The 20,581-nt window shown below is 60.5% G+C and carries 27 protein-coding genes; 25 read left to right on the forward strand and 2 right to left on the reverse strand.

Annotated features, from left to right (window positions below; genetic code table 11):
- The first annotated feature begins 272 nt into the window (after nt 1–272).
- The 5 genes from rpsL (at nt 273) to rpsJ (ending at nt 5,214) form a co-directional block, all read left to right on the forward strand.
- Nucleotides 273–656, forward strand: a complete 384-nt coding sequence (gene rpsL, locus BMX85_RS26325; RefSeq protein WP_025603541.1) for a 30S ribosomal protein S12 — start codon at nt 273–275, stop codon at nt 654–656.
- 157 nt (nt 657–813) lie between these two features.
- Nucleotides 814–1,284 carry a 30S ribosomal protein S7 gene (rpsG, locus tag BMX85_RS26330; protein WP_090325819.1) on the forward strand — a complete coding sequence of 157 codons (471 nt, stop codon included), beginning with the start codon at nt 814–816 and terminating at the stop codon, nt 1,282–1,284.
- A 114-nt stretch (nt 1,285–1,398) separates the two neighbouring features.
- Nucleotides 1,399–3,504: an elongation factor G gene (gene fusA, locus BMX85_RS26335; protein WP_090325822.1), complete on the forward strand. Its 2,106-nt coding sequence runs from the start codon at nt 1,399–1,401 to the stop codon at nt 3,502–3,504.
- Between the two features lie 72 nt (nt 3,505–3,576).
- A complete protein-coding gene (gene tuf / locus BMX85_RS26340; RefSeq protein WP_090325678.1) occupies nt 3,577–4,767 on the forward strand; it encodes an elongation factor Tu in 1,191 nt (396 codons plus the stop codon).
- 129 nt (nt 4,768–4,896) lie between these two features.
- Nucleotides 4,897–5,214, forward strand: coding sequence for a 30S ribosomal protein S10 (gene rpsJ, locus BMX85_RS26345; protein ID WP_005663509.1), 318 nt, complete (start codon nt 4,897–4,899; stop codon nt 5,212–5,214).
- Between the two features lie 91 nt (nt 5,215–5,305).
- Here the strand turns inward: rpsJ and BMX85_RS26350 are convergent, their stop codons facing one another.
- Nucleotides 5,306–6,529: an ROK family transcriptional regulator gene (locus BMX85_RS26350; protein ID WP_090325826.1), complete on the reverse strand. Its 1,224-nt coding sequence runs from the start codon at nt 6,527–6,529 to the stop codon at nt 5,306–5,308.
- Between the two features lie 319 nt (nt 6,530–6,848).
- On the opposite strand from BMX85_RS26350, the gene BMX85_RS26355 reads away from it, so the two are divergent.
- The 3 genes from BMX85_RS26355 (at nt 6,849) to BMX85_RS26365 (ending at nt 11,211) form a co-directional block, all read left to right on the forward strand.
- Entirely contained in the window at nt 6,849–9,842 is a 2,994-nt protein-coding gene (locus BMX85_RS26355; protein ID WP_090325829.1) for a TonB-dependent receptor, read from the forward strand.
- 70 nt (nt 9,843–9,912) lie between these two features.
- The gene (locus BMX85_RS26360) at nt 9,913–10,908 is read left to right on the forward strand and encodes a cupin-like domain-containing protein (protein ID WP_090325832.1); all 996 of its coding nucleotides are present in this window, start codon (nt 9,913–9,915) and stop codon (nt 10,906–10,908) included.
- A 105-nt stretch (nt 10,909–11,013) separates the two neighbouring features.
- Nucleotides 11,014–11,211, forward strand: coding sequence for a type II toxin-antitoxin system HicB family antitoxin (locus BMX85_RS26365; RefSeq protein ID WP_090325835.1), 198 nt, complete (start codon nt 11,014–11,016; stop codon nt 11,209–11,211).
- Between the two features lie 172 nt (nt 11,212–11,383).
- Here the strand turns inward: BMX85_RS26365 and BMX85_RS26370 are convergent, their stop codons facing one another.
- Nucleotides 11,384–12,196 carry a PEP-CTERM sorting domain-containing protein gene (locus BMX85_RS26370; protein ID WP_090325839.1) on the reverse strand — a complete coding sequence of 271 codons (813 nt, stop codon included), beginning with the start codon at nt 12,194–12,196 and terminating at the stop codon, nt 11,384–11,386.
- Between the two features lie 470 nt (nt 12,197–12,666).
- Here BMX85_RS26370 and rplC point away from each other — a divergent pair, with 470 nt between their 5' ends.
- The 17 genes from rplC (at nt 12,667) to rplR (ending at nt 20,573) form a co-directional block, all read left to right on the forward strand.
- Nucleotides 12,667–13,323, forward strand: a complete 657-nt coding sequence (rplC, locus tag BMX85_RS26375) for a 50S ribosomal protein L3 (protein ID WP_090325842.1) — start codon at nt 12,667–12,669, stop codon at nt 13,321–13,323.
- Nucleotides 13,324–13,326: 3 nt separating this feature from the next.
- Nucleotides 13,327–13,947, forward strand: coding sequence for a 50S ribosomal protein L4 (gene rplD, locus BMX85_RS26380; RefSeq protein ID WP_090325845.1), 621 nt, complete (start codon nt 13,327–13,329; stop codon nt 13,945–13,947).
- Nucleotides 13,944–14,258, forward strand: a complete 315-nt coding sequence (gene rplW / locus BMX85_RS26385) for a 50S ribosomal protein L23 (protein WP_090325850.1) — start codon at nt 13,944–13,946, stop codon at nt 14,256–14,258. Before rplD ends, rplW begins: the two co-directional genes overlap by 4 nt.
- Nucleotides 14,258–15,085: a 50S ribosomal protein L2 gene (gene rplB / locus BMX85_RS26390; protein WP_090325854.1), complete on the forward strand. Its 828-nt coding sequence runs from the start codon at nt 14,258–14,260 to the stop codon at nt 15,083–15,085. Before rplW ends, rplB begins: the two co-directional genes overlap by 1 nt.
- Nucleotides 15,086–15,095: 10 nt before the next feature.
- Nucleotides 15,096–15,371, forward strand: a complete 276-nt coding sequence (gene rpsS, locus BMX85_RS26395; RefSeq protein ID WP_008444295.1) for a 30S ribosomal protein S19 — start codon at nt 15,096–15,098, stop codon at nt 15,369–15,371.
- Nucleotides 15,368–15,700 carry a 50S ribosomal protein L22 gene (gene rplV, locus BMX85_RS26400; protein WP_173595008.1) on the forward strand — a complete coding sequence of 111 codons (333 nt, stop codon included), beginning with the start codon at nt 15,368–15,370 and terminating at the stop codon, nt 15,698–15,700. The genes rpsS and rplV overlap by 4 nt, the downstream gene beginning before the upstream one ends.
- 11 nt (nt 15,701–15,711) lie before the next feature.
- A complete protein-coding gene (rpsC, locus tag BMX85_RS26405) occupies nt 15,712–16,530 on the forward strand; it encodes a 30S ribosomal protein S3 (protein ID WP_090325859.1) in 819 nt (272 codons plus the stop codon).
- 2 nt (nt 16,531–16,532) lie between these two features.
- On the forward strand, nt 16,533–16,952 hold the full coding sequence (gene rplP / locus BMX85_RS26410) for a 50S ribosomal protein L16 (RefSeq protein ID WP_090325864.1): 420 nt from the start codon (nt 16,533–16,535) through the stop codon (nt 16,950–16,952).
- Nucleotides 16,953–16,964: 12 nt separating this feature from the next.
- Nucleotides 16,965–17,156, forward strand: coding sequence for a 50S ribosomal protein L29 (gene rpmC / locus BMX85_RS26415; RefSeq protein ID WP_090325867.1), 192 nt, complete (start codon nt 16,965–16,967; stop codon nt 17,154–17,156).
- Complete coding sequence (gene rpsQ / locus BMX85_RS26420) at nt 17,153–17,425, forward strand: 30S ribosomal protein S17 (RefSeq protein WP_090325872.1); 273 nt, start codon at nt 17,153–17,155, stop codon at nt 17,423–17,425. The genes rpmC and rpsQ overlap by 4 nt, the downstream gene beginning before the upstream one ends.
- Nucleotides 17,426–17,691: 266 nt before the next feature.
- Entirely contained in the window at nt 17,692–18,060 is a 369-nt protein-coding gene (rplN, locus tag BMX85_RS26425; protein ID WP_008444317.1) for a 50S ribosomal protein L14, read from the forward strand.
- A 9-nt stretch (nt 18,061–18,069) separates the two neighbouring features.
- The gene (rplX, locus tag BMX85_RS26430; RefSeq protein WP_090325875.1) at nt 18,070–18,384 is read left to right on the forward strand and encodes a 50S ribosomal protein L24; all 315 of its coding nucleotides are present in this window, start codon (nt 18,070–18,072) and stop codon (nt 18,382–18,384) included.
- A 6-nt stretch (nt 18,385–18,390) separates the two neighbouring features.
- The gene (gene rplE, locus BMX85_RS26435) at nt 18,391–18,930 is read left to right on the forward strand and encodes a 50S ribosomal protein L5 (RefSeq protein ID WP_090325878.1); all 540 of its coding nucleotides are present in this window, start codon (nt 18,391–18,393) and stop codon (nt 18,928–18,930) included.
- Nucleotides 18,931–18,937: 7 nt separating this feature from the next.
- Entirely contained in the window at nt 18,938–19,243 is a 306-nt protein-coding gene (gene rpsN / locus BMX85_RS26440; RefSeq protein WP_008444324.1) for a 30S ribosomal protein S14, read from the forward strand.
- A gap of 14 nt (nt 19,244–19,257) precedes the next feature.
- Entirely contained in the window at nt 19,258–19,653 is a 396-nt protein-coding gene (gene rpsH, locus BMX85_RS26445) for a 30S ribosomal protein S8 (protein ID WP_008444325.1), read from the forward strand.
- A gap of 10 nt (nt 19,654–19,663) precedes the next feature.
- Nucleotides 19,664–20,197, forward strand: a complete 534-nt coding sequence (gene rplF, locus BMX85_RS26450) for a 50S ribosomal protein L6 (protein ID WP_090325882.1) — start codon at nt 19,664–19,666, stop codon at nt 20,195–20,197.
- A 13-nt stretch (nt 20,198–20,210) separates the two neighbouring features.
- Nucleotides 20,211–20,573 carry a 50S ribosomal protein L18 gene (rplR, locus tag BMX85_RS26455; RefSeq protein WP_090325886.1) on the forward strand — a complete coding sequence of 121 codons (363 nt, stop codon included), beginning with the start codon at nt 20,211–20,213 and terminating at the stop codon, nt 20,571–20,573.
- Nucleotides 20,574–20,581: the final 8 nt, after the last annotated feature.

The following is a 20,581-nucleotide window of genomic DNA, read 5'->3' on the forward strand; positions in this document are numbered from 1 at the left end:
AATGTGTGCCATTATCAGCCGTTTCCTTGCTTCCAGGCCAGCTTTTAGGGGCCTGTCATGTCGCATGTTGCCGCGAAAAAGTTTGACTGGTCACCCGATCACGTCTATACTCGCGAGTTCTCTATTTAGTCTGCGCATCGTATACGCTGTTTCAGGCCGCTCCCCGCGAGTGGCTATTCGCGCCTCCGCTGCACATTAGATCGGGACTAGGTTTTAGTCCCCGGACATGTTGTCCGGGTGTTCAACGTTGTTATTTAGTTGGGTTTAGAACGATGCCAACCATCAATCAACTGATTCGCAATCCACGTGTCGCTCTGACCGTGAAAAGCAAATCGCCGGCGCTGGAAAACAGCCCGCAAAAGCGTGGTGTTTGCACCCGTGTGTACACCACCACTCCTAAGAAGCCTAACTCGGCTTTGCGTAAAGTCGCCAAAGTGCGTCTGACCAACGGTTTCGAAGTCATTTCGTACATCGGCGGTGAAGGCCACAACTTGCAAGAGCACAGCGTTGTCCTGCTGCGCGGCGGCCGCGTAAAAGATTTGCCGGGTGTGCGTTACCACATGGTTCGCGGTGCACTGGATACCCAGGGCGTCAAAGACCGTAAGCAAGCCCGCTCGAAATACGGTACCAAGCGCGCTAAAGCTGGTAAGAAGTAATCTGCATTAAAAATACAAAAGTTTTCGCTCGGTGGCAGCTAGCTAAGTGAATGTAATCGACCGCAACTGGTCGAGTAAGTGGATGGCTATGATGGCCCTCCGCGAGAGTGCGAATCCCATATCTGCGCACCTCAACTGAAGATTGAAAGGAATTGATATGCCACGTCGTCGTGAAGTACCCAAGCGCGAAATTCTGCCGGATCCAAAATTCGGCAACACGGATGTCGCCAAATTCGTGAACGTTCTGATGCTGTCCGGTAAAAAATCGGTCGCAGAAAACATCATCTACGGTGCCTTCGAGCACATCGCTTCGAAATCCGGCAAAGATCCGCTGGAAGTGTTCGCTACCGCGATCAACAACGCCAAGCCACTGGTTGAAGTCAAATCCCGTCGCGTCGGTGGTGCAAACTACCAGGTGCCGGTCGAAGTACGCCCAGTGCGCCGTATGGCCCTGTCGATGCGTTGGTTGCGCGAAGCCGCGAACAAGCGCAGCGAAAAATCCATGCCACAACGCCTCGGCGGTGAGCTGATGGAAGCGGCCGAAGGCCGTGGCGGTGCGATGAAGCGTCGCGATGAAGTGCACCGCATGGCTGAAGCGAACAAGGCGTTCTCGCACTTCCGCTTCTAATAAAATCGGCCGGATCCTCCGTGGTCCGGCTGTTATCTGTTGTTCGAGGCCGGGCTCATTTTTTATCCAAAAAATGGTGCTCGGTTTTGTCCATTCAAAGATTTAGGAATAACTATGGCCCGCAAGACCCCCATCGAGCGCTACCGCAATATCGGTATCTCCGCTCACATCGATGCAGGTAAGACCACCACCACCGAACGCGTCCTGTTCTACACGGGCGTGAACCACAAGATCGGTGAAGTCCACGATGGCGCCGCCACCATGGACTGGATGGAGCAGGAACAAGAGCGCGGCATCACCATTACGTCGGCCGCAACCACCTGCTTCTGGAAAGGGATGGCTAACAATTTCCCTGAGCACCACATCAACATCATCGACACCCCGGGCCACGTCGACTTCACCATTGAAGTCGAACGTTCGATGCGCGTGCTCGACGGCGCCTGCATGGTTTACTGCGCAGTGGGCGGTGTTCAGCCACAGTCGGAAACCGTATGGCGCCAGGCCAACAAGTACAAAGTGCCGCGTCTGGCCTTCGTCAACAAGATGGACCGTACCGGCGCCAACTTCTTCAAGGTCTACGAGCAGATGCGCGCTCGCCTGAAGGCCAACCCGGTCCTGATCCAGATCCCGATCGGCGCCGAAGAAAACTTCAAGGGCGTGATCGATCTGGTCAAGATGAAAGCCATCCTGTGGGACGAAGCGTCCCAGGGCATGAAGTTCGACTACGTCGAGATCCCGGAAGAGCTGGCAGCATCGGCCGCCGAGTGGCGCGAGAAGATGGTTGAAGTGGCCGCCGAAGCGACCGAAGAACTGATGAACAAGTACCTGGAAGAGGGCGACCTGTCCGAAGCCGAGATCAAGAAAGCGCTGCGCGATCGCACCATCGCTTCGGAAATCGTGCCGATGATGTGCGGTACCGCTTTCAAGAACAAGGGCGTGCAAGCCATGCTGGACGCGGTCATCGAGTACCTGCCGTCGCCACTGGACATCGAAGACGTCGGCGGTACCGACGAGGACGAACAGCCGACCACCCGCAAGCCGTCCGACGAAGAGAAGTTCTCGGCGCTGGCGTTCAAGATCATGACCGACCCGTTCGTCGGCCAGCTGGCCTTCTTCCGCGTGTACTCGGGCGCCGTCAATTCGGGCGACACCGTCTACAACTCGGTCAAGGGTCGTAAAGAGCGTCTGGGCCGTATTCTGCAGATGCACGCGAACCAGCGCGAAGAGATCAAGGAAGTGCGCGCCGGCGACATCGCCGCCGCCGTTGGCCTGAAAGACGTGACCACGGGCGAAACCCTGTGCGATCCGACCTCGATCATCGTGCTGGAGCGCATGGTCTTCCCTGAGCCTGTGATTCAGCAGGCCGTGGAACCAAAGACCAAGGCCGACCAGGAAAAAATGGGCCTGGCGCTGAACCGCCTGGCACAGGAAGATCCGTCGTTCCGCGTCAAGACCGACGAAGAGTCGGGCCAGACCATCATCGGTGGTATGGGCGAGCTGCACCTGGAAATTATCGTCGACCGCATGAAGCGCGAATTCGGCGTGGAAGCGACCGTCGGCAAGCCACAGGTCGCGTACCGCGAAACGATCCGCAAGACCTGCGAAGAATCCGAAGGCAAGTTCGTCAAGCAGTCGGGTGGTCGTGGTCAATACGGTCACGTGGTGCTGAAGATCGAACCGCAAGAACCAGGTAAAGGTTTCGAATTCGTTGACGCCATCAAAGGCGGCACGGTTCCACGCGAGTACATCCCTGCGGTTGAAAAGGGTGTGCGCGGTACCCTGAACACCGGTGTTCTGGCCGGCTACCCAGTGGTCGACGTCAAGGTCACGCTGTTCTTCGGTTCGTACCACGATGTGGACTCGAACGAAAACGCGTTCCAGATGGCCGCTTCGATGGCGTTCAAGGAAGGCTGCCGCAAGGCCTCGCCGGTTATTCTGGAGCCGATGATGGCTGTGGAAGTGGAAACGCCGGAAGACTACGCCGGTACCGTGATGGGCGACCTGTCGTCCCGCCGCGGTATGGTGCAGGGCATGGACGAGATCCCAGGCGGCGGTGGCAAGATCATCAAAGCTGAAGTGCCGCTGTCCGAAATGTTCGGTTACTCGACCACGCTGCGTTCCGCAACGCAAGGTCGTGCTACCTACACGATGGAATTCAAGCACTACTCGGAAGCGCCTAAGCACGTTATCGACGCGATCGTCACTGCTAAAGCTAAGTAATTTTCGACTTTTTGCGCTTCGGGGAGATCCTCCGGAGCGCATATTTAAAACATTGTTCTAAGGAAGAATAAAATGGCAAAAGGTAAATTCGAACGGACCAAGCCGCACGTCAACGTCGGCACCATCGGCCACGTCGACCACGGCAAGACCACCCTGACCGCTGCAATCGCTACCGTTCTGTCGAAGAAATTCGGCGGCGAAGCTAAAGCCTACGACCAGATCGACGCGGCACCGGAAGAAAAAGCACGCGGCATCACCATCAACACCGCGCACGTCGAGTACGAAACCGCCGCTCGCCACTACGCCCACGTTGACTGCCCAGGCCACGCCGACTACATCAAAAACATGATCACCGGTGCTGCCCAGATGGACGGCGCGATCCTGGTTTGCTCGGCGGCCGACGGCCCGATGCCACAGACCCGCGAGCACATCCTGCTGGCCCGTCAAGTTGGCGTTCCATACATCATCGTGTTCCTGAACAAGTGCGACCTGGTCGACGACGCGGAACTGCTGGAACTGGTCGAAATGGAAGTTCGTGAATTGTTGTCGAAATACGAATTCCCAGGCGACGACGTGCCGATCATCAAAGGTTCGGCCCGTATGGCGCTGGAAGGCAAAGAAGGCGAAATGGGCGTTGACGCGATCATGCGCCTGGCCGATGCACTGGATTCGTACATCCCTACGCCAGAGCGCGCAGTCGATGGCGCCTTCCTGATGCCAGTGGAAGACGTGTTCTCGATCTCGGGTCGCGGCACCGTGGTGACCGGTCGTATCGAGCGCGGCATCATCAAGGTCGGCGAAGAGATCGAAATCGTCGGCATCACCGACACCGTCAAGACCACTTGCACCGGCGTGGAAATGTTCCGCAAGCTGCTGGACCAGGGTCAAGCCGGCGACAACGTCGGTCTGCTGCTGCGCGGCACCAAGCGTGAAGACGTCCAGCGCGGCCAGGTTCTGGCCAAGCCGGGTTCGATCAAGCCGCACAACCACTTCACCGGCGAGATCTATGTCCTGTCGAAAGATGAAGGCGGCCGTCACACCCCGTTCTTCAACAACTATCGTCCACAGTTCTACTTCCGTACGACTGACGTGACCGGTTCGATCGAGCTGCCAGCGGACAAAGAAATGGTTATGCCAGGCGACAACGTGTCGATCACCGTCAAGCTGATCAACCCGATCGCGATGGAAGAAGGCCTGCGTTTCGCTATCCGCGAAGGCGGTCGTACCGTCGGCGCCGGTGTTGTTGCCAAGATCATCGCCTAATTAATTTTGCGTGATTGAAACAGGGTCGGCATGGTGTGATACCATGTCGACCCTTACGCGTTACAACTCGTTCTTTTAAATATTGCTGGCGCTACATAGTTGCCAGTTCGCTCTTTTCAAGGAAAAATCATGTCCGCACCAAACCAGAAAATCCGCATCCGCCTGAAGGCTTTCGACTACAAGCTGATCGACCAGTCCGCACTGGAAATCGTTGACACCGCCAAGCGCACCGGCGCCGTGGTCAAAGGCCCGGTCCCACTGCCAACCCGCATCCAGCGTTTCGACGTGCTGCGTTCGCCACACGTCAACAAGACCTCGCGCGACCAGTTCGAAATCCGCACCCACCAGCGCCTGATGGACATCGTCGACCCAACCGACAAGACCGTTGACGCGCTGATGAAGCTGGACCTGCCAGCTGGCGTCGATGTCGAAATCAAACTGCAATAATCATTGCTGAACCGGTGGGCGGGGTCGTTCCCGTCCACGGTTGTAAGAGCCGGGCCTGTTCGCCAACGCGAGCACGCCCGGCTTTTTTACGTCATGCGCGCGGCAGCCAGCCGGCGCCCTGGCCGCCGAACGGGCGCATCAGGTGATGGCGCGCCATGGCGGCGCCGCCGATGGCGATGGCGTTGGCGCCGAAGTGGGGCGTGCGGATGACGGGCGCCGGCAATTGCGTGGCCTCGGCGTAGGCGCGCAGCACGGCGCGCCCCGGCGCCAGGAAGCGCTCGCCGAGGCGCAGCGCGGCGCCGCCGACGACGATGCACATCGGATCGAACGCCACCCACAGGTTGTTGAGCAGCACGCCCATGTGGCGCCCGGCCGCCTCGACCGCCTGGCAGGCGGCCGGCTCGCCGGCGCCGGCCTGCGCGAACAGGCGCTCGAGCCGCTCCGGTTCGGGCGGGCACGGCTGGCCGTACACCGCATCCATCAATGCCTGCAGGCCGATCAGCGCGTCGGCGCAGCCGCGCCGCCCGCACGAGCAGCGCGGCCCGCCCTGCTGCAAAATGGTGTGGCCGACCTCGCCGGCGAAGCCGTACAGGCCGGTCAGCAGGCGGCCGTTGACGACGATGCCGGCGCCCACGCCGTAGCCGATGCTCAGGTAGATCAGCGGGTCGGCGCCGACCTGGCCGGCGAATTCGAGCTCGGCCAGCGCGGCGACGTTGGCCTCGTTCTGGATGAACAGCGGCAGCCCGGCCAGCGCGGTGCCGGCGCAGTGCGCGCGCAGGCGCCCGAGCACGTCGACGTCGCGCCAGCCCAGGTGGGGCGCGTAGCGCAGCACGCCGGTGGCGTCGTCGACCACGCCGGGCACGCCGATGCCCAGCCCCAGCGGCGCGCGTCCGGCCAGCGCGCCGCCGGGCGCCGCCATCGCCACCAGCGCGTCGGCGATCAGCCCCACGCAGGCGGCCGGATCGGCGGGGTCCGGGTAGGGCAGGGCGCGCTCGGCCAGCACCGTGCCCAGCAGGTCGGTGGCCACCACGCGCGCGCCGCCGATGCCCAGGTCGGCCCCCAGCAGCGCCAGGCGGCCGCTGTCGAGGCGCAGCGGCGTGGCGCGCCGCCCCAGCGCGCCGGTGGCCACCAGTTCGCTCTCGCTGAGCCAGCCCTCGTCGAGCAGCTCGCGCACCAGCAGGCTGACGGTGGACTTGGTCAGGCCGACCGCCTCGGCCAGCGCGGCGCGCGACAAGCCGGGCGCGCCGCACAGCTGGCGCACCAGGGCCATGCGGTTGATTTGTTTGAGCAACTGCTGGTCGCCGGCGACGATCATGGGGGGAACGTTTCAAAGTGGGACTGCGGGCGATCATACGCCCGCCGGCGCGCCCGCGCGCGGTTTTCTCCCCGTTTCGGGGCACGCCGGCGCGCGCAATTGGGGCTTCTTTACAACACTGCACGAATTTGGCGCGGTAATTCGTTCGATCAATTGACTAATGGTTTTTTTGAACTTATTCTGGCAAGGCCTTATTGATTTGTTATTCGACTGAAAGCAGATCGACAGTAGTTGCGGTTGTTTGTAGTGATGCCACTTCCGACGTTGCCTCGACCCTGCTCGACACGTCGGAGCGATAAATATAATTAAGGAGATGTAAGTGCGTAAAAATTTGAAAACGTTTTCAGAGCGTCCTCTGAGCCAGCGCCGGTTGATCTGCCTGGCAGTTGCCGGCGCCTGCGCCACCTTCGTTCCGGCGTTCGCGCAGACCGCCGGCGTGCCGGGCGACGGCGCCGACGGCCCGAAAGTGGTCGTCACCGGCATCCGCGCCAGCATGCAGTCGACCATGAACATGAAGCGCAACGCCGACGGCATCGTCGACGGCATCGTCGCCGACGACATCGGCAAATTCCCCGACACCAACCTGGCCGAATCGCTGCAGCGCATCTCCGGCGTGTCGATCGACCGCAGCAACGGCGAGGGCCAGAAGGTCACCGTGCGCGGCCTCGGCCCCGACTTCAACCTGGTGCTGCTCAACGGCCGCCAGATGCCGACCACCGACCTGAGCGACCTGTCGGGCCGCTCGTTCGACTTCTCCAACCTGGCGTCGGAAGCGATCTCGCAGCTGCAGGTGTATAAAACCGGCCGCGCCGACAGCCCGAGCGGCGGCATCGGCGCCACCATCAACGTGATGACCGCCCGTCCGCTGGACAATCCGGGCATGCGCGCCAGCATCGGCGCCAAGGCCGTCAAGGACGACTCCAACAAAGAACTGCCCGGTTCGATCAAGGGCGACAGCGTCACGCCGGAAGTGTCGGGCATCTATAGCAACACCAGCGAAGACGGCCGTTTCGGCATCGCTGTTAGCGCTAGCCACCAGCGCCGCGACTCCGGCTTCAACCGCGCAGGCCTGGCCAACGGCTACCAGGGTCCGTACCTCGGTTCGGCGACCTTGCCGGAGGGCGCGACCCTGCCGCAGCCTGGCCAGCCGGGCTCGCAGAACATCACCAACCGTCCCGGTCCGACCGACCTGTATCTGATCCCGCAGAACTTCGGCTACGGCGTCAATGCCATCTCGCGTCAGCGCACCAACGGCCAGCTGGTGCTGCAATTCCGTCCGGTCAAGGAATTGACCACGACCCTGGACTTGACGTATTCGGAACAGAAGATCCAGACCAAGCGCAACGAGCTGAGCGTGTGGTTCGGCCAGACCCCGACCTCGACCAGCACCTGGCCGGGCGGCGCGGTGCAGACCCCGCTGACCTACATGGAGACCTACAAGACGCCGCAGGACATCTCGGTGGTGGGCGGCGACTACGCGACCAAGACCAAGAACAAGTCGATCGGCTTCAACACCGTATGGAAGGCCAGCAACGACCTGCGCCTGGAGCTCGACCTGCACCATTCGAACGCCGAATCCGGCGCCGACAGCCCGTGGGGCAGCGAGAACAACCTGTCGAACGCCAGCTACAGCCGCGGCAATACGATGGTCGACTTCACCAAGGAGTTGCCGATTGTGAGCATGCCAGCGGCCAACCTGGCCGCCGCGCCGATCCAGGCCACCGGATCGTGGTTCCACAACAGCTGGCAGAAGGCCACCATCAACCAGGCCCAGACCAAGGGTAACCTGAAGCTGTTCGAGGCGTCCGAGCTGAACTTCGGCGTCGGCTACACCGACTCGACCAACCGCTCGACCTACTCGAACGTGCAGAACAACAGCTGGGGCGGCGCCTCCAAGGCGTCCGATTATCCGGGCAGCCTGTTCCAGGCCAATTCGCTCGGCTCGTTCTTCAAGGAGTTCGGCGGCCACAATGCGCCAGAGCTGTTCGGTTCGCTCTACACCTTCGACTTCGGCAAGGTGCGCGCCGCCACGGCCGCAGCCACCGGCCTGTCGACCTACCTGCCGAATTTCGACAGCGCCGACACCGACCGCGAACTGAAGGAAAAAACCAGCTCCGGTTACGTATCGTTCGGCACCGACTGGGATGCCGCCATCCCGTTCCATACGTCGATCGGCGTGCGCATGGAACACACCAAGGTCACCTCGGTGGCGCAAGTACTGGTGGGCACCGGCGTCGTGTGGGAATCGCAGAACGAATTGCCGCTCAAGTTCGCCGGCGCGTCGTTCAGCACGCAGGAAGCCAGCTACAACAACGTGCTGCCGGCCCTGAACTTCGACGCCGACCTGCGTCCCGACATGAAACTGCGCGCCAGCGTCGGCACCACCATCGGCCGGCCGCGCTATGACCAGATGCAGGGCGGCTTGACGCTCGGCACCATCGGCAACGTCTTCACCGGCGGCACCGCCTCGGTCGGCAATCCGGCGCTGAAACCGGTCAAGTCGAAGAACCTGGACTTGTCGTGGGAATGGTATTACGACCAGCAGAGCGTGCTGTCGATCGCCGGCTTCCACAAGAAGATGGACAACTACGCCGGCCAGACGGCAACCTCGACGCCGCTCTACAACCTGCACACGCCGGTCGGCGGCGCGTACTACACCGCCGCGCGCAACGCCGGCTGCTCGGCGGCCGACACCAACTGCCTGCGCAACTACATCCTGACCAACTTCCGCGGCCAACCGGGCGTGGAATACCTCGGCGTCAAGTCGGACGGCAACCTCGACGGCAAGATCACCGGCCAGCCGGGCGATCCGCTGATGCCTTTCCTGCTGACCTCGTATGCCAACCAGAAGTCGGCCACCGTCAAGGGCGCCGAGATCAACGTGCAGCACATGTTCGGCCGCAGCGGCTTCGGCGTCCAGGCCAACTACACGTACGTGACGTCGCCGACCAAGTACGACGACGCCAACGTCCAGGATCAGTTCGCGATCCTGGGGCTGAGCAACTCGGCCAATCTGGTGGGTATCTACGAAGACCAGAAATGGTCGGTGCGGGTGGCCTACAACTGGCGCGACAGCTTCCTGGCCGCGACCATCGACGCCGGCGGCGGCCGCCCGGCGCCGGTCTATACCGACAAGTACGGCCAGACCGACATCAGTGTTGGGTACAATGTCACCGACAAGCTGAGCCTGCAGGCCGAGGTCATCAACCTGACCAACGCCACCCAGCGCCAGTACGGCCGCACCGAGCGTTCGACCCTGAACGTGACGCAAGCCGGTCCGCGTTACATGCTGGGCGCGCGCTACAAGTTCTGAGATTGAACGGTAGCGTCTAGCCGGGCCACGGGCCGTCGCGATGCGACGGCCTTTTTCATTGGGGAAGTCCATGCAAGCGATAGTGGAAGTGGACGGCGGCGCGCCGCTGTCCGACGCAATATTGGCCTCGCCGGTGCCGCTGGTGCTGCGCGGCCTGGTGGCCGGCTGGCCGCTGGTGCGCGCCGCGCGCGAGGGGGCCGGGCGGGCCGACGCCTACCTGCGCCGGTTCTACCGCGACGCCACCGTGCTGGCCAGCCACAGCCCGCCGGGCACGGGCGGGCGCATCTTTTATAACGACGACCTCAGCGGCTTTAATTTCACGTCGCAGATGGTGCGCTTCGACCAGGTGCTCGACGCGCTGATGGCGCACCTGGACGCGGCCGACCCGCCGACCTTGTACGTGGGCTCGACCACGGTCGACACCTGCCTGCCGGGCCTGCGCGCGGAAAACGATGTCGACCTGGGCGCGCGCGATCCGCTGGCCAGCCTCTGGATCGGCAACCGCACGCGCATTCCGGCCCATTACGACGTGCCGGACAACCTAGCCTGCGTGGCGGCCGGGCGCCGCCGCTTCACCCTGTTTCCGCCCGAGCAGTTGAAGAACCTGTATGTCGGGCCGCTGGACTTCACGCCGGCCGGGCAATCGGTCAGCCTGGTCGACTTCGCGCGCCCGGACTTGGAGCGCTTCCCGCTGTTCGCCGAGGCGCTGCGGCACGCGCAATCGGCCGAGCTGGCGCCGGGCGACGCGCTGTTCATCCCCAGCATGTGGTGGCACCACGTCGAGGGACTCGAGCCTTTCAATATCCTGATCAATTACTGGTGGCGCCAGTCGCCGGACTGGATGGACACGCCGGCCGGCACCTTGTCGCTGGCGTTGATGACCCTGCGCGACCTGCCGCCGGCGCAGCGCGCGGCGTGGAAGGAGATCTTCCGCCACTACGTGTTCGACAGCGACGGCGGCGAGGCGGCGCACATCCCGCCGGCGGCGCGCCACTCGCTGGCGCCGCTCGACGACGATGGCGCGCGCATGCTGCGGGCGCAGATCCTCAGGCGCCTGAACCGCTAGGGGGGGCGGTTTTTGCGGCCGGAGACCTCGGGTGATTTGCGGTGCGCCGCGGCGGTCCCCTCGGCAACCGTCGCGTCTATATTTGAATTTTCAGAGGGGGGCGACATGAAATACCGAGTTGCGCTTCATAAATCCGAAGAGGGCTACAGCGTCTCTGTTCCAGGGTTGCCAGGTTGTTGTTCGCAGGGGGCGACCGAGGAAGAAGCCCTTGAAAATATCAAATCGGCGATCGCCGAGTATCTTGAGGTCGTGGAGGAAAATCTCCACGGCGCCATCATGCGTGAAGTGGATGTGGTGCGTTAGCCATGGTCCGCGTTCCGGGTGTCAATCACTTGGATGTGGTCAAACCCGGTCAACGCTTTTACGCTCGGCGCCATCCTGCGCGGCGCCGGGTTGAGCGTGGAGCGGTTCCGTAGCTAGTTGTGATTACCAGCGCAGTTCTGGACTGAATCTTCTGACGCCGGTAGGTCGTTGTTCATCGTCTCACCGGAACCGCCATGCGTCGGGGTGCCCGCCGGGCCGCGCTGCCCGCCAGCAGCAGGCCGGCCAGCGTCATGCCCCAGGAGGCCGGCTCCGGCACGGCGGCCGCCGTGACGGCAATCTCCGTGTAGGCCAAGAAGTTGACGCTCACTGCCATGGCGGCCGCTCCCGGATTGGCGAAAGCCAAGGTGAAAAACTCGTTGTTGCCAGCCGCGCTAGTCTGCTCGCCCCAGATCAGCGCGCCCTCGCGCGACAAAGAGCTGCCCGTGTGCATTTCGCTATCGGTGATATCGACCGAGGCCCAACTAAAGACGCGATATCCTTCGCCCGCGTCCAGCGAGCGGGCGGCGTCGGTGAAGACGTTGCCGGACACCGTCAGCAATGTATGCGGAGCCAGGGTCAACCACATCCATTGCTGGCTGTCCGCGCTGACAAGGTTGTCGAGCCCCAGCGCGGTGCCGGTGCTGGCATGCGCGGCGACATTGCCCACCGCGCCGGTGGTGCCGGCGCCGGCGGCGGCCGAGCGATAAGCCATTTGTGCGTTGCCGGCGGCGTAGGGTGGCGGATAGACCGTGGTCGGATGGATGCCGCCGCCGGTGTTGCTGGTGTCGGTGTAGACCATCAGCCGGCTTTCGAAGGAATCGATGGCGTACCCGGCGCTGGCGCCGTCCTGCGGCGTCAGGTCGATGACGCCCAGCGTGACATTGCCGATGGTGGTGGCGCCGCTGGCGCCGGCCAGCGCGGGGCCGGCGGCAAGGCTGGCGCAGGCGGCCAGCAAGGGCAAGATCGTGCGCAACAGTTCATTCATGATGTCTCCTGGGTGGGGGGCGGGCGCGGTTTTTATCGGTGGGAAAAAGCAGGGGGCGCGCCAGCGATCGCGGGTGGGACTTCCATGCTACCGGCGCCGGGCACCATGCGATTGATCCCGCTCAGCCGCTGATTAAACCAAGGGCCGCCCCTGCGCGTTAGCATCTGCTTGCGCCGGCTGTAGTGCTGCATCCTGGTCTGTGCCGAGCCTTGAGTTTTAGCAATTAGGAATCCTTTTAAGGATTGCCGGATCTCCGCCGCAACCCGCATGCGGCCTCGTTTTTCCCGGAACGGCCACAGCCGCCCAATAAATCCGCGTAAACCCGACATACCCCGTACTTAGTTGTTGCGTCAACCCCTTTTTCACGCTACACTAGCCGGCTTCGGTATGGATTCGACCTTTTATTGGTCCGTACTAATTTTGTAGTTCAACATATCCCCGCCCAATCGTAGGTGGGAATTGGAGAAAAAATGAGCCTTGGCCTCCTCGGTCGCAAGGTTGGTATGATGCGCATCTTCACGGATGAAGGGGACTCGATCCCTGTCACCGTGCTGGACGTATCGAACAACCGTGTTGCGCAAATCAAAACTCCTGAAACTGATGGTTACTCCGCAGTTCAGGTCGCATTCGGTCAACGTCGCGCTTCCCGCGTAACGAAGGCTGTTGCTGGTCACCACGCTAAAGCTGGTGTTGAAGCCGGTACTCTGTTGAAAGAGTTCCGCGTCGACGCCACCAAGGCAGCAGAATTGAAAGCCGGCGATGTCGTTGCCGCTTCGCTGTTCGAAGTCGGTCAAAAGATCGACGTTCAAGGTGTCACGATCGGTAAAGGCTATGCCGGTACCATCAAGCGTCACCACTTTGCTTCGGGCCGTGCCACCCACGGTAACTCGCGTTCGCACAACGTTCCAGGCTCCATCGGTATGGCGCAGGATCCAGGCCGCGTGTTCCCAGGTAAGCGCATGACCGGTCACCTCGGTGACGTCACCCGCACCGTGCAGAACCTCGAAATCGCCCGTATCGACGCCGACCGTCAGCTGCTGCTGGTCAAAGGCGCGATTCCTGGCGCGAAAAATGGCCAGGTCGTCGTATCGCCTGCTGTCAAAGTTAAAGCAAAGAAGGGAGCTTAAACGATGGAACTCAAGCTCTTGAACGCTCAAGGTCAAGCCGCCTCTAACGTCGCCGCCGCCGATACCATTTTCGGCCGCGACTACAACGAAGCGCTGATCCACCAGATCGTCGTCGCCTACCAAGCCAATGCTCGCAGCGGCAACCGTAAGCAAAAAGACCGTGAAGAAGTCCACCACACGACCAAGAAGCCATGGCGCCAAAAAGGCACCGGCCGCGCTCGTGCTGGTATGTCGTCGTCGCCACTGTGGCGCGGCGGTGGTCGCATCTTCCCGAACTCGCCCGACGAGAACTTCACCCACAAAGTGAACAAGAAGATGTACCGCGCAGGTATCTGCTCGATTCTGTCCCAGCTGGCCCGCGAAGAGCGCCTGGTTGTGGTCGAAGACTTCGCGATCGAAGCGCCAAAAACCAAGCTGCTGTCGCAAAAGCTGACCGGCATGGGCTTTGACTCGGTACTGATCATCACCGACGTCGCCAACGAAAACCTGGAACTGGCTTCGCGCAATCTGCCGAACGTCCTGGTCGTTGAACCACGTCACGCAGATCCAATGTCGCTGGTGTTCTACAAGAAGATTGTAGTGACCAAGGCCGCATTGGCCAAGATTGAGGAGATGCTGGCATGAGCGCATTGAAATTTAGCGAAGAGCGCCTGATGAAGGTGCTGGTAGCTCCGGTCATTTCCGAGAAGGCCACCATGGTCGCGGAAAAGAACGAGCAGATCGTGTTCCGTGTTACCACCGACGCGACCAAGCCAGAAATCAAGGCCGCCGTTGAACTGTTGTTCAAAGTCGAAGTGGAATCGGTGCAGACCGTCAACCGCGAAGGTAAGCAGAAGCGTTCCGGCGCCCACACCGGCCGCCGCAACCATACCAAGCGTGCTTTCGTGTGCCTGAAGCCTGGCCAGGAAATCAATTTCTCCGAGGAGGCTAAATAATGGCACTCGTTAAGATGAAGCCAACCTCGCCAGGCCGTCGCGGCATGGTGAAGGTTGTGAACCCGGACCTGTACAAAGGCCGTCCGTTCGCAGCCCTGGTTGAGAAAAAATCGAAGACCGCCGGCCGTAACAACAACGGCCACATCACCACCCGTCACATCGGTGGTGGTCACAAGCAACACTATCGCCTGATCGACTTCAAGCGTCAGAAGGATGGCATTCCTGCGAAAGTGGAACGTATCGAATACGATCCAAACCGCACCGCGAATATCGCCCTGCTGTGCTACGCCGACGGCGAGCGTCACTACATCATCGCCACCAAGGGCATGAGCGTGGGCGACACCGTCATGAACGGCTCGGAAGCGCCGATCAAGTCGGGCAACTGCCTGCCGATCCGCAACATCCCGGTCGGTACCGTCATGCACTGCGTCGAAATGCTGCCAGGTAAGGGTGCCCAGATGGCCCGTACCGCCGGAGCCGGCGTCGTCCTGATGGCCCGCGAAGGCACCTACGCCCAGGTCCGCCTGCGCTCGGGTGAAGTCCGTCGCGTGCACATCGAGTGCCGCGCCACCGTGGGTGAAGTCGGCAACGCCGAACACAGCCTGCGCAAGATCGGTAAGGCCGGCGCGATGCGCTGGCGCGGTGTTCGTCCTACCGTTCGCGGTGTGGTCATGAACCCGGTCGATCACCCGCACGGTGGTGGTGAAGGTAAAACCGCAGCTGGTCGTCATCCAGTGTCGCCTTGGGGCCAACAGACGAAGGGTAAGAAGACCCGCAGCAACAAGCGCACTTCTTCCATGATCGTCTCGCGCCGCGGCAAGAAATAAGGGGTAGCACATGACTCGTTCATTGAAAAAAGGGCCGTTCTGTGACGCCCACCTGGTGAAAAAAGTCGAAGCGGCGCAAGCGGCCAAAGACAAAAAGCCAATCAAAACCTGGTCCCGTCGTTCGACCATCATGCCTGACTTCATCGGCCTGACGATCGCCGTCCACAATGGCAAGCTGCACGTGCCGGTGTACGTCTCCGAGAACATGGTTGGTCACAAGCTCGGTGAATTCGCGCTGACCCGCACGTTCAAGGGCCATGCCGCTGACAAGAAGGCGAAGAAATAATGGAAACCAAAGCAATCCTCAAGGGTGTGCGCTTGTCGGATCAGAAAGGTCGCCTCGTGGCCGACCAGATCCGCGGCAAGAAAGTTGACGCAGCACTCAACATTCTGCAATTCAGCCCGAAAAAGGGCGCGACCATCATCAAGAAAGTGCTCGAGTCGGCGATCGCCAACGCCGAGCACAACGATGGCGCCGACATCGACGAATTGTTCGTCAAAGTCATCTACGTCGAAAAGGGTCCGATCCTCAAGCGCTTCACCGCACGCGCTAAGGGCCGGGGTGATCGCATCTCGAAGCAATCGTGTCACATTTACGTGACCGTCGGCAACTAAGGAGCTATAGCATGGGTCAAAAAATCCACCCAACCGGCTTCCGCCTGTCGGTTACCCGTAACTGGGCCTCGCGTTGGTATGCTGGCAACAGCAACTTCGCTTCGATGCTGAACGAAGACTTGAAGGCGCGCGCCTACCTGAAGACCAAGCTGAAGAACGCTTCGGTCGGCCGCATCGTCATCGAGCGTCCAGCCAAGAACGCGCGCTTCACGATCTACAGCTCGCGTCCGGGCGTGGTCATTGGTAAAAAAGGCGAAGACATCGAAGTACTGAAGTCGGCGCTGACCAAGATCATGGGCGTGCCTGTCCACGTGAACATCGAAGAAATCCGCAAGCCGGAAATCGACTCGCAGCTGATCGCCGATTCGATCGCCCAGCAGCTGGAAAAGCGCATCATGTTCCGCCGCGCGATGAAGCGCGCCATGCAAAACGCCATGCGTCTGGGTGCCCTGGGCATCAAGATCATGTCGTCGGGCCGCTTGAACGGTATCGAAATCGCTCGTAAAGAGTGGTACCGCGAAGGTCGTGTGCCACTGCACACCCTGCGCGCCGACATCGACTACGGCACCAGCGAAGCTTCGACCACCTACGGCATCATCGGTGTCAAGGTCTGGGTATACAAGGGTGACCGCGCGCCGAACGGCGACGCACCAGTCATCGATACCCCGCCGGACGAGAAGAAGCCACGTGGCCCACGTCGTGACGACGGCAAACCAGCTGGCCGTCCGCGTCCAGCCGGCGCCGGCGCCGGTGCTAAACCAGCCGCCCCGGGCGCAGCACGCGTTCGTAGCGCCGCTGCCGCCAAGCCGGCCGAGAAAGCAGGAGAATAATCATGCTGCAACCAGCACGCAGGAAGTATCGTAAAGAGCAGAAAGGCCGTAACACCGGCATTTCGCATGGCACCGGCACTTCGGTGTCGTTCGGTGAATTCGGTCTGAAAGCCGTCGCCCGTGGTCGTATCACGGCACGCCAGATCGAAGCCGCTCGTCGCGCCATGACCCGCCACATCAAACGTGGCGGCCGTATCTGGATCCGCATCTTCCCGGACAAGCCGATTTCGAACAAGCCAGCCGAAGTTCGTATGGGTAACGGTAAGGGTAATCCAGAGTACTACGTCGCCGAAATCCGTCCGGGCAAAGTCCTGTACGAAATGGACGGCGTCGACGAAACCTTGGCGCGCGAAGCATTCCGCCTGGCCGCTGCCAAACTGCCGCTGGCGACGACCTTCGTGGTCCGCCAAGTCGGCCAATAACAGGAGTGAAATATGAAAGCATCTGAACTCCGCGGCAAAGACCAGGTAGCTCTGCAAAAAGAGCTGACTGACCTGTTGAAGGCCCAGTTCGGCCTGCGCATGCAAATCGCGACGCAGCAGCTGAGCAACACTTCGCAGCTCAAGAAGGTACGTCGCGACATCGCACGTGTAAAAACGGTAATGAACACCAAGGAAGCCAAATGACCGAAACAGTGAACAAGCCGCTCAAGCGCACGCTGGTCGGTAAAGTGGTGTCCGACAAAATGGACAAAACCGTTACCGTTCTGATCGAACGTCACGTCAAGCATCCTTTGTACGGCAAGATCATCATGCGCTCGAACAAGTATCACGCGCATGACGAGACCAACCAGGTGAAAACCGGTGACACGGTGGAAATCGTGGAAGGTCGTCCGATCTCCAAAACGAAGGCATGGACCGTGACGCGCGTGGTGCAAGCCGCGCAAATCGTTTAATTGAAGCCGTCGCCTCCGGTCCACACGGGCCGGGGGCGGTTTTCAATTAGTTCTTGCAAGCCCGCGAGTTGTATGACATACTTGCGGGCTTCGTTCATGTAACGCCGCAAAGTGTCTGGCCACAGACGCAGAACCGTGCGGTCGGTCGCAGTACGAAGGTCAAGCACCCAAACATCGGGCCCTGCATGGGCGCGCTGGCGGGACCAAGACTGACCGCAGGTCCGCATTGTGTGGATTCTTCGGCTTAAGTTGGGAAAGAGAATACTATGATTCAAACTGAAAGCCGGCTCGAAGTGGCCGACAATACCGGTGCCAAAGAAGTAATGTGCATCAAGGTATTGGGCGGTTCCAAGCGCCGTTATGCTGGCATTGGCGATGTGATCAAAGTGACTGTCAAAGTCGCCGCGCCACGTGGCCGTGTCAAAAAAGGTGAAATTTATAACGCCGTGGTTGTGCGCACCGCTAAAGGTGTTCGCCGCCAAGACGGTTCCCTGGTGAAGTTCGACGGCAACGCCGCCGTTCTGTTGAACGCCAAGCTGGAACCGATCGGTACCCGTATTTTTGGACCAGTGACGCGCGAGCTGCGCACTGAAAAGTTCATGAAGATCGTGTCCCTGGCACCGGAAGTCCTGTAAGGAGTCGTAATGGATAAGATTCGTAAAAACGACGAAGTCATCGTTCTGACCGGGAAAGACAAGGGCAAACGTGGCGTCGTTTCGCGTCGTGTAGATGCGGAGCATGTCGTGGTTGAAGGCGTCAACGTCGCGAAAAAAGCGACCAAGCCGAACCCAATGACTGGCGTACAAGGTGGTATCGTCGACAAGACTATGCCGATTCACGTGTCCAACGTCGCGTTGTTCAACGCGGCTAGTGGCAAGGCAGACCGTGTCGGTTTCAAAGAAGTGGATGGCAAAAAAGTCCGCATCTTCAAATCGTCCGGCGAAGTAGTGAAGGCTTAAGAAATCATGGCACGTCTCCAAGAATTCTACAAAGATAAAGTCGTCGCCGACCTGACCGCGAAATTCGGTTACAAGTCGGTGATGGAAGTTCCACGCCTGACCAAGATCACCCTGAACATGGGTGTTGGTGAGGCCATCGCGGACAAGAAAGTCCTCGAACACGCCGTCGGCGACCTGACCAAGATCGCTGGCCAAAAGCCAGTGACGACCAAGTCGCGCAAAGCTATCGCGGGTTTCAAGATCCGTGAAGGCTACCCGATCGGTACCATGGTCACCCTGCGTGGCGCTCGCATGTACGAGTTCCTCGATCGCTTCATCACCGTGGCCCTGCCGCGCGTGCGCGATTTCCGTGGTGTCAATGGTCGTTCGTTCGACGGCCGCGGCAACTATAACATCGGTGTCAAAGAGCAGATCATCTTCCCTGAGATCGAGTACGACAAGATCGATGCGCTGCGTGGTATGAACATTTCGATCACCACCACCGCCAAGACCGACGACGAAGCCAAAGCTTTGCTCGCCGCCTTTAAATTCCCGTTCAGGAACTAAGAAGATCATGGCAAAACTCGCACTGATTAACCGTGAGCAAAAGCGTGTGGACCTGGCGAACAAATTCGCCGCCAAGCGCGCTTCGCTGAAGGCCATCATTGATGACCAGTCGAAGTCGGAAGAAGAACGTTACGAAGCGCGCCTGAAGCTGCAAGCGCTGCCACGTAACTCGGCTCCGACCCGCCAGCGTAACCGCTGCGCAGTCACCGGTCGTCCTCGCGGCACTTTCCGTAAATTCGGTCTGGGCCGTATCAAGCTCCGTGAATTCGCCATGCGTGGTGAGATTCCGGGTATGACTAAAGCAAGCTGGTAATAGGAGAATATGCAATGAGTATGAGCGATCCTATCGCCGATATGCTGACCCGCATTCGTAACGCCCAGGGCGTGCAAAAAACGACCGTGGCCATGCCATCGTCGAAAGTCAAAATTGCGATTGCCAACGTCCTCAAGGACGAGGGTTACATTGAAGATTTCGCCGTAGCCGAAGCTGGTGGCAAAGCGGAACTGAAAATCGGTTTGAAGTATTATGTTGGCCGTCCCGTCATCGAGCGCCTTGAGCGCGTGTCCCGTCCGGGCCTGCGCGTCTACAAGGGCAAAGACGAGATCCCTACTGTGATGAATGGCTTGGGTGTGGCGATCGTGTCGACTCCGCAAGGCGTCATGACTGACCGCAAAGCACGCGCTACCGGTGTCGGCGGCGAAGTTATTTGCTACGTCGCATAAGGAGTTAGACATGTCTCGTGTAGCTAAAATGCCAATCGCTGTGCCAGCTGGCGCTGATGTCGCCATCTCCGCGCAAGCGATCACTGTCAAGGGCCCGTTGGGCGTCTTGACCCAGGTCCTCAACGGCCAGGTCAAAGTGGAAAACAAAGAAGGAACCCTCAATTTCGTCCCGGCCGATGACAGCCGCGAAGCCAATGCCATGTCCGGCACGCTGCGCGCCCTGGTCAACAACATGGTCACCGGCGTCACCAAGGGTTTCGAGAAAAAGCTGAACCTGGTCGGTGTGGGTTACAAGGCGCAAGCGCAGGGCGACAAGCTGAATCTGTCGCTGGGCTTCTCGCATCCTGTCGTGCACTCGATGCCAGCCGGCGTCACCTGCGCCACCGCAACGCCGACGGAGATCATCATCAAAGGGATCGACCGTCAGCAAGTGGGCCAAGTGGCTGCTGAAGTTCGCGCTTACCGCTCCCCAGAGCCTTATAAAGGCAAGGGTGTTCGCTATGCGGACGAAGTGGTTAAGATCAAAGAAACCAAGAAGAAGTAACTAGGGGCTGACGATGGACAAGAAAGAATCACGTCTGCGCCGCGGACGCCAAACCCGGATCAAGATCGCGCAACAGAAAGTGAACCGCCTGTCGGTACACCGCACTAACCTGCATATCTACGCGAACCTGATCTCGCCGGATGCCAAAGTACTGGTATCGGCCTCCACGGCAGAAGTCGAAGTGCGCAACGAACTGGCTGGCAAATCGGGCAAGGGTGGCAACGCCGCCGCCGCCGCGATCGTCGGCAAGCGCGTCGCAGAGAAAGCACTGAAAGCAGGGATTACCGAAGTCGCGTTCGACCGCTCCGGTTTCCGTTACCACGGCCGTGTGAAGGCGCTGGCAGAAGCCGCGCGCGAAGCCGGTCTGAAGTTCTAAGGAACGAT

This window comes from Duganella sp. CF517 (genome assembly GCF_900110275.1).
Classification (GTDB): Bacteria; Pseudomonadota; Gammaproteobacteria; order Burkholderiales; family Burkholderiaceae_D; genus Rugamonas.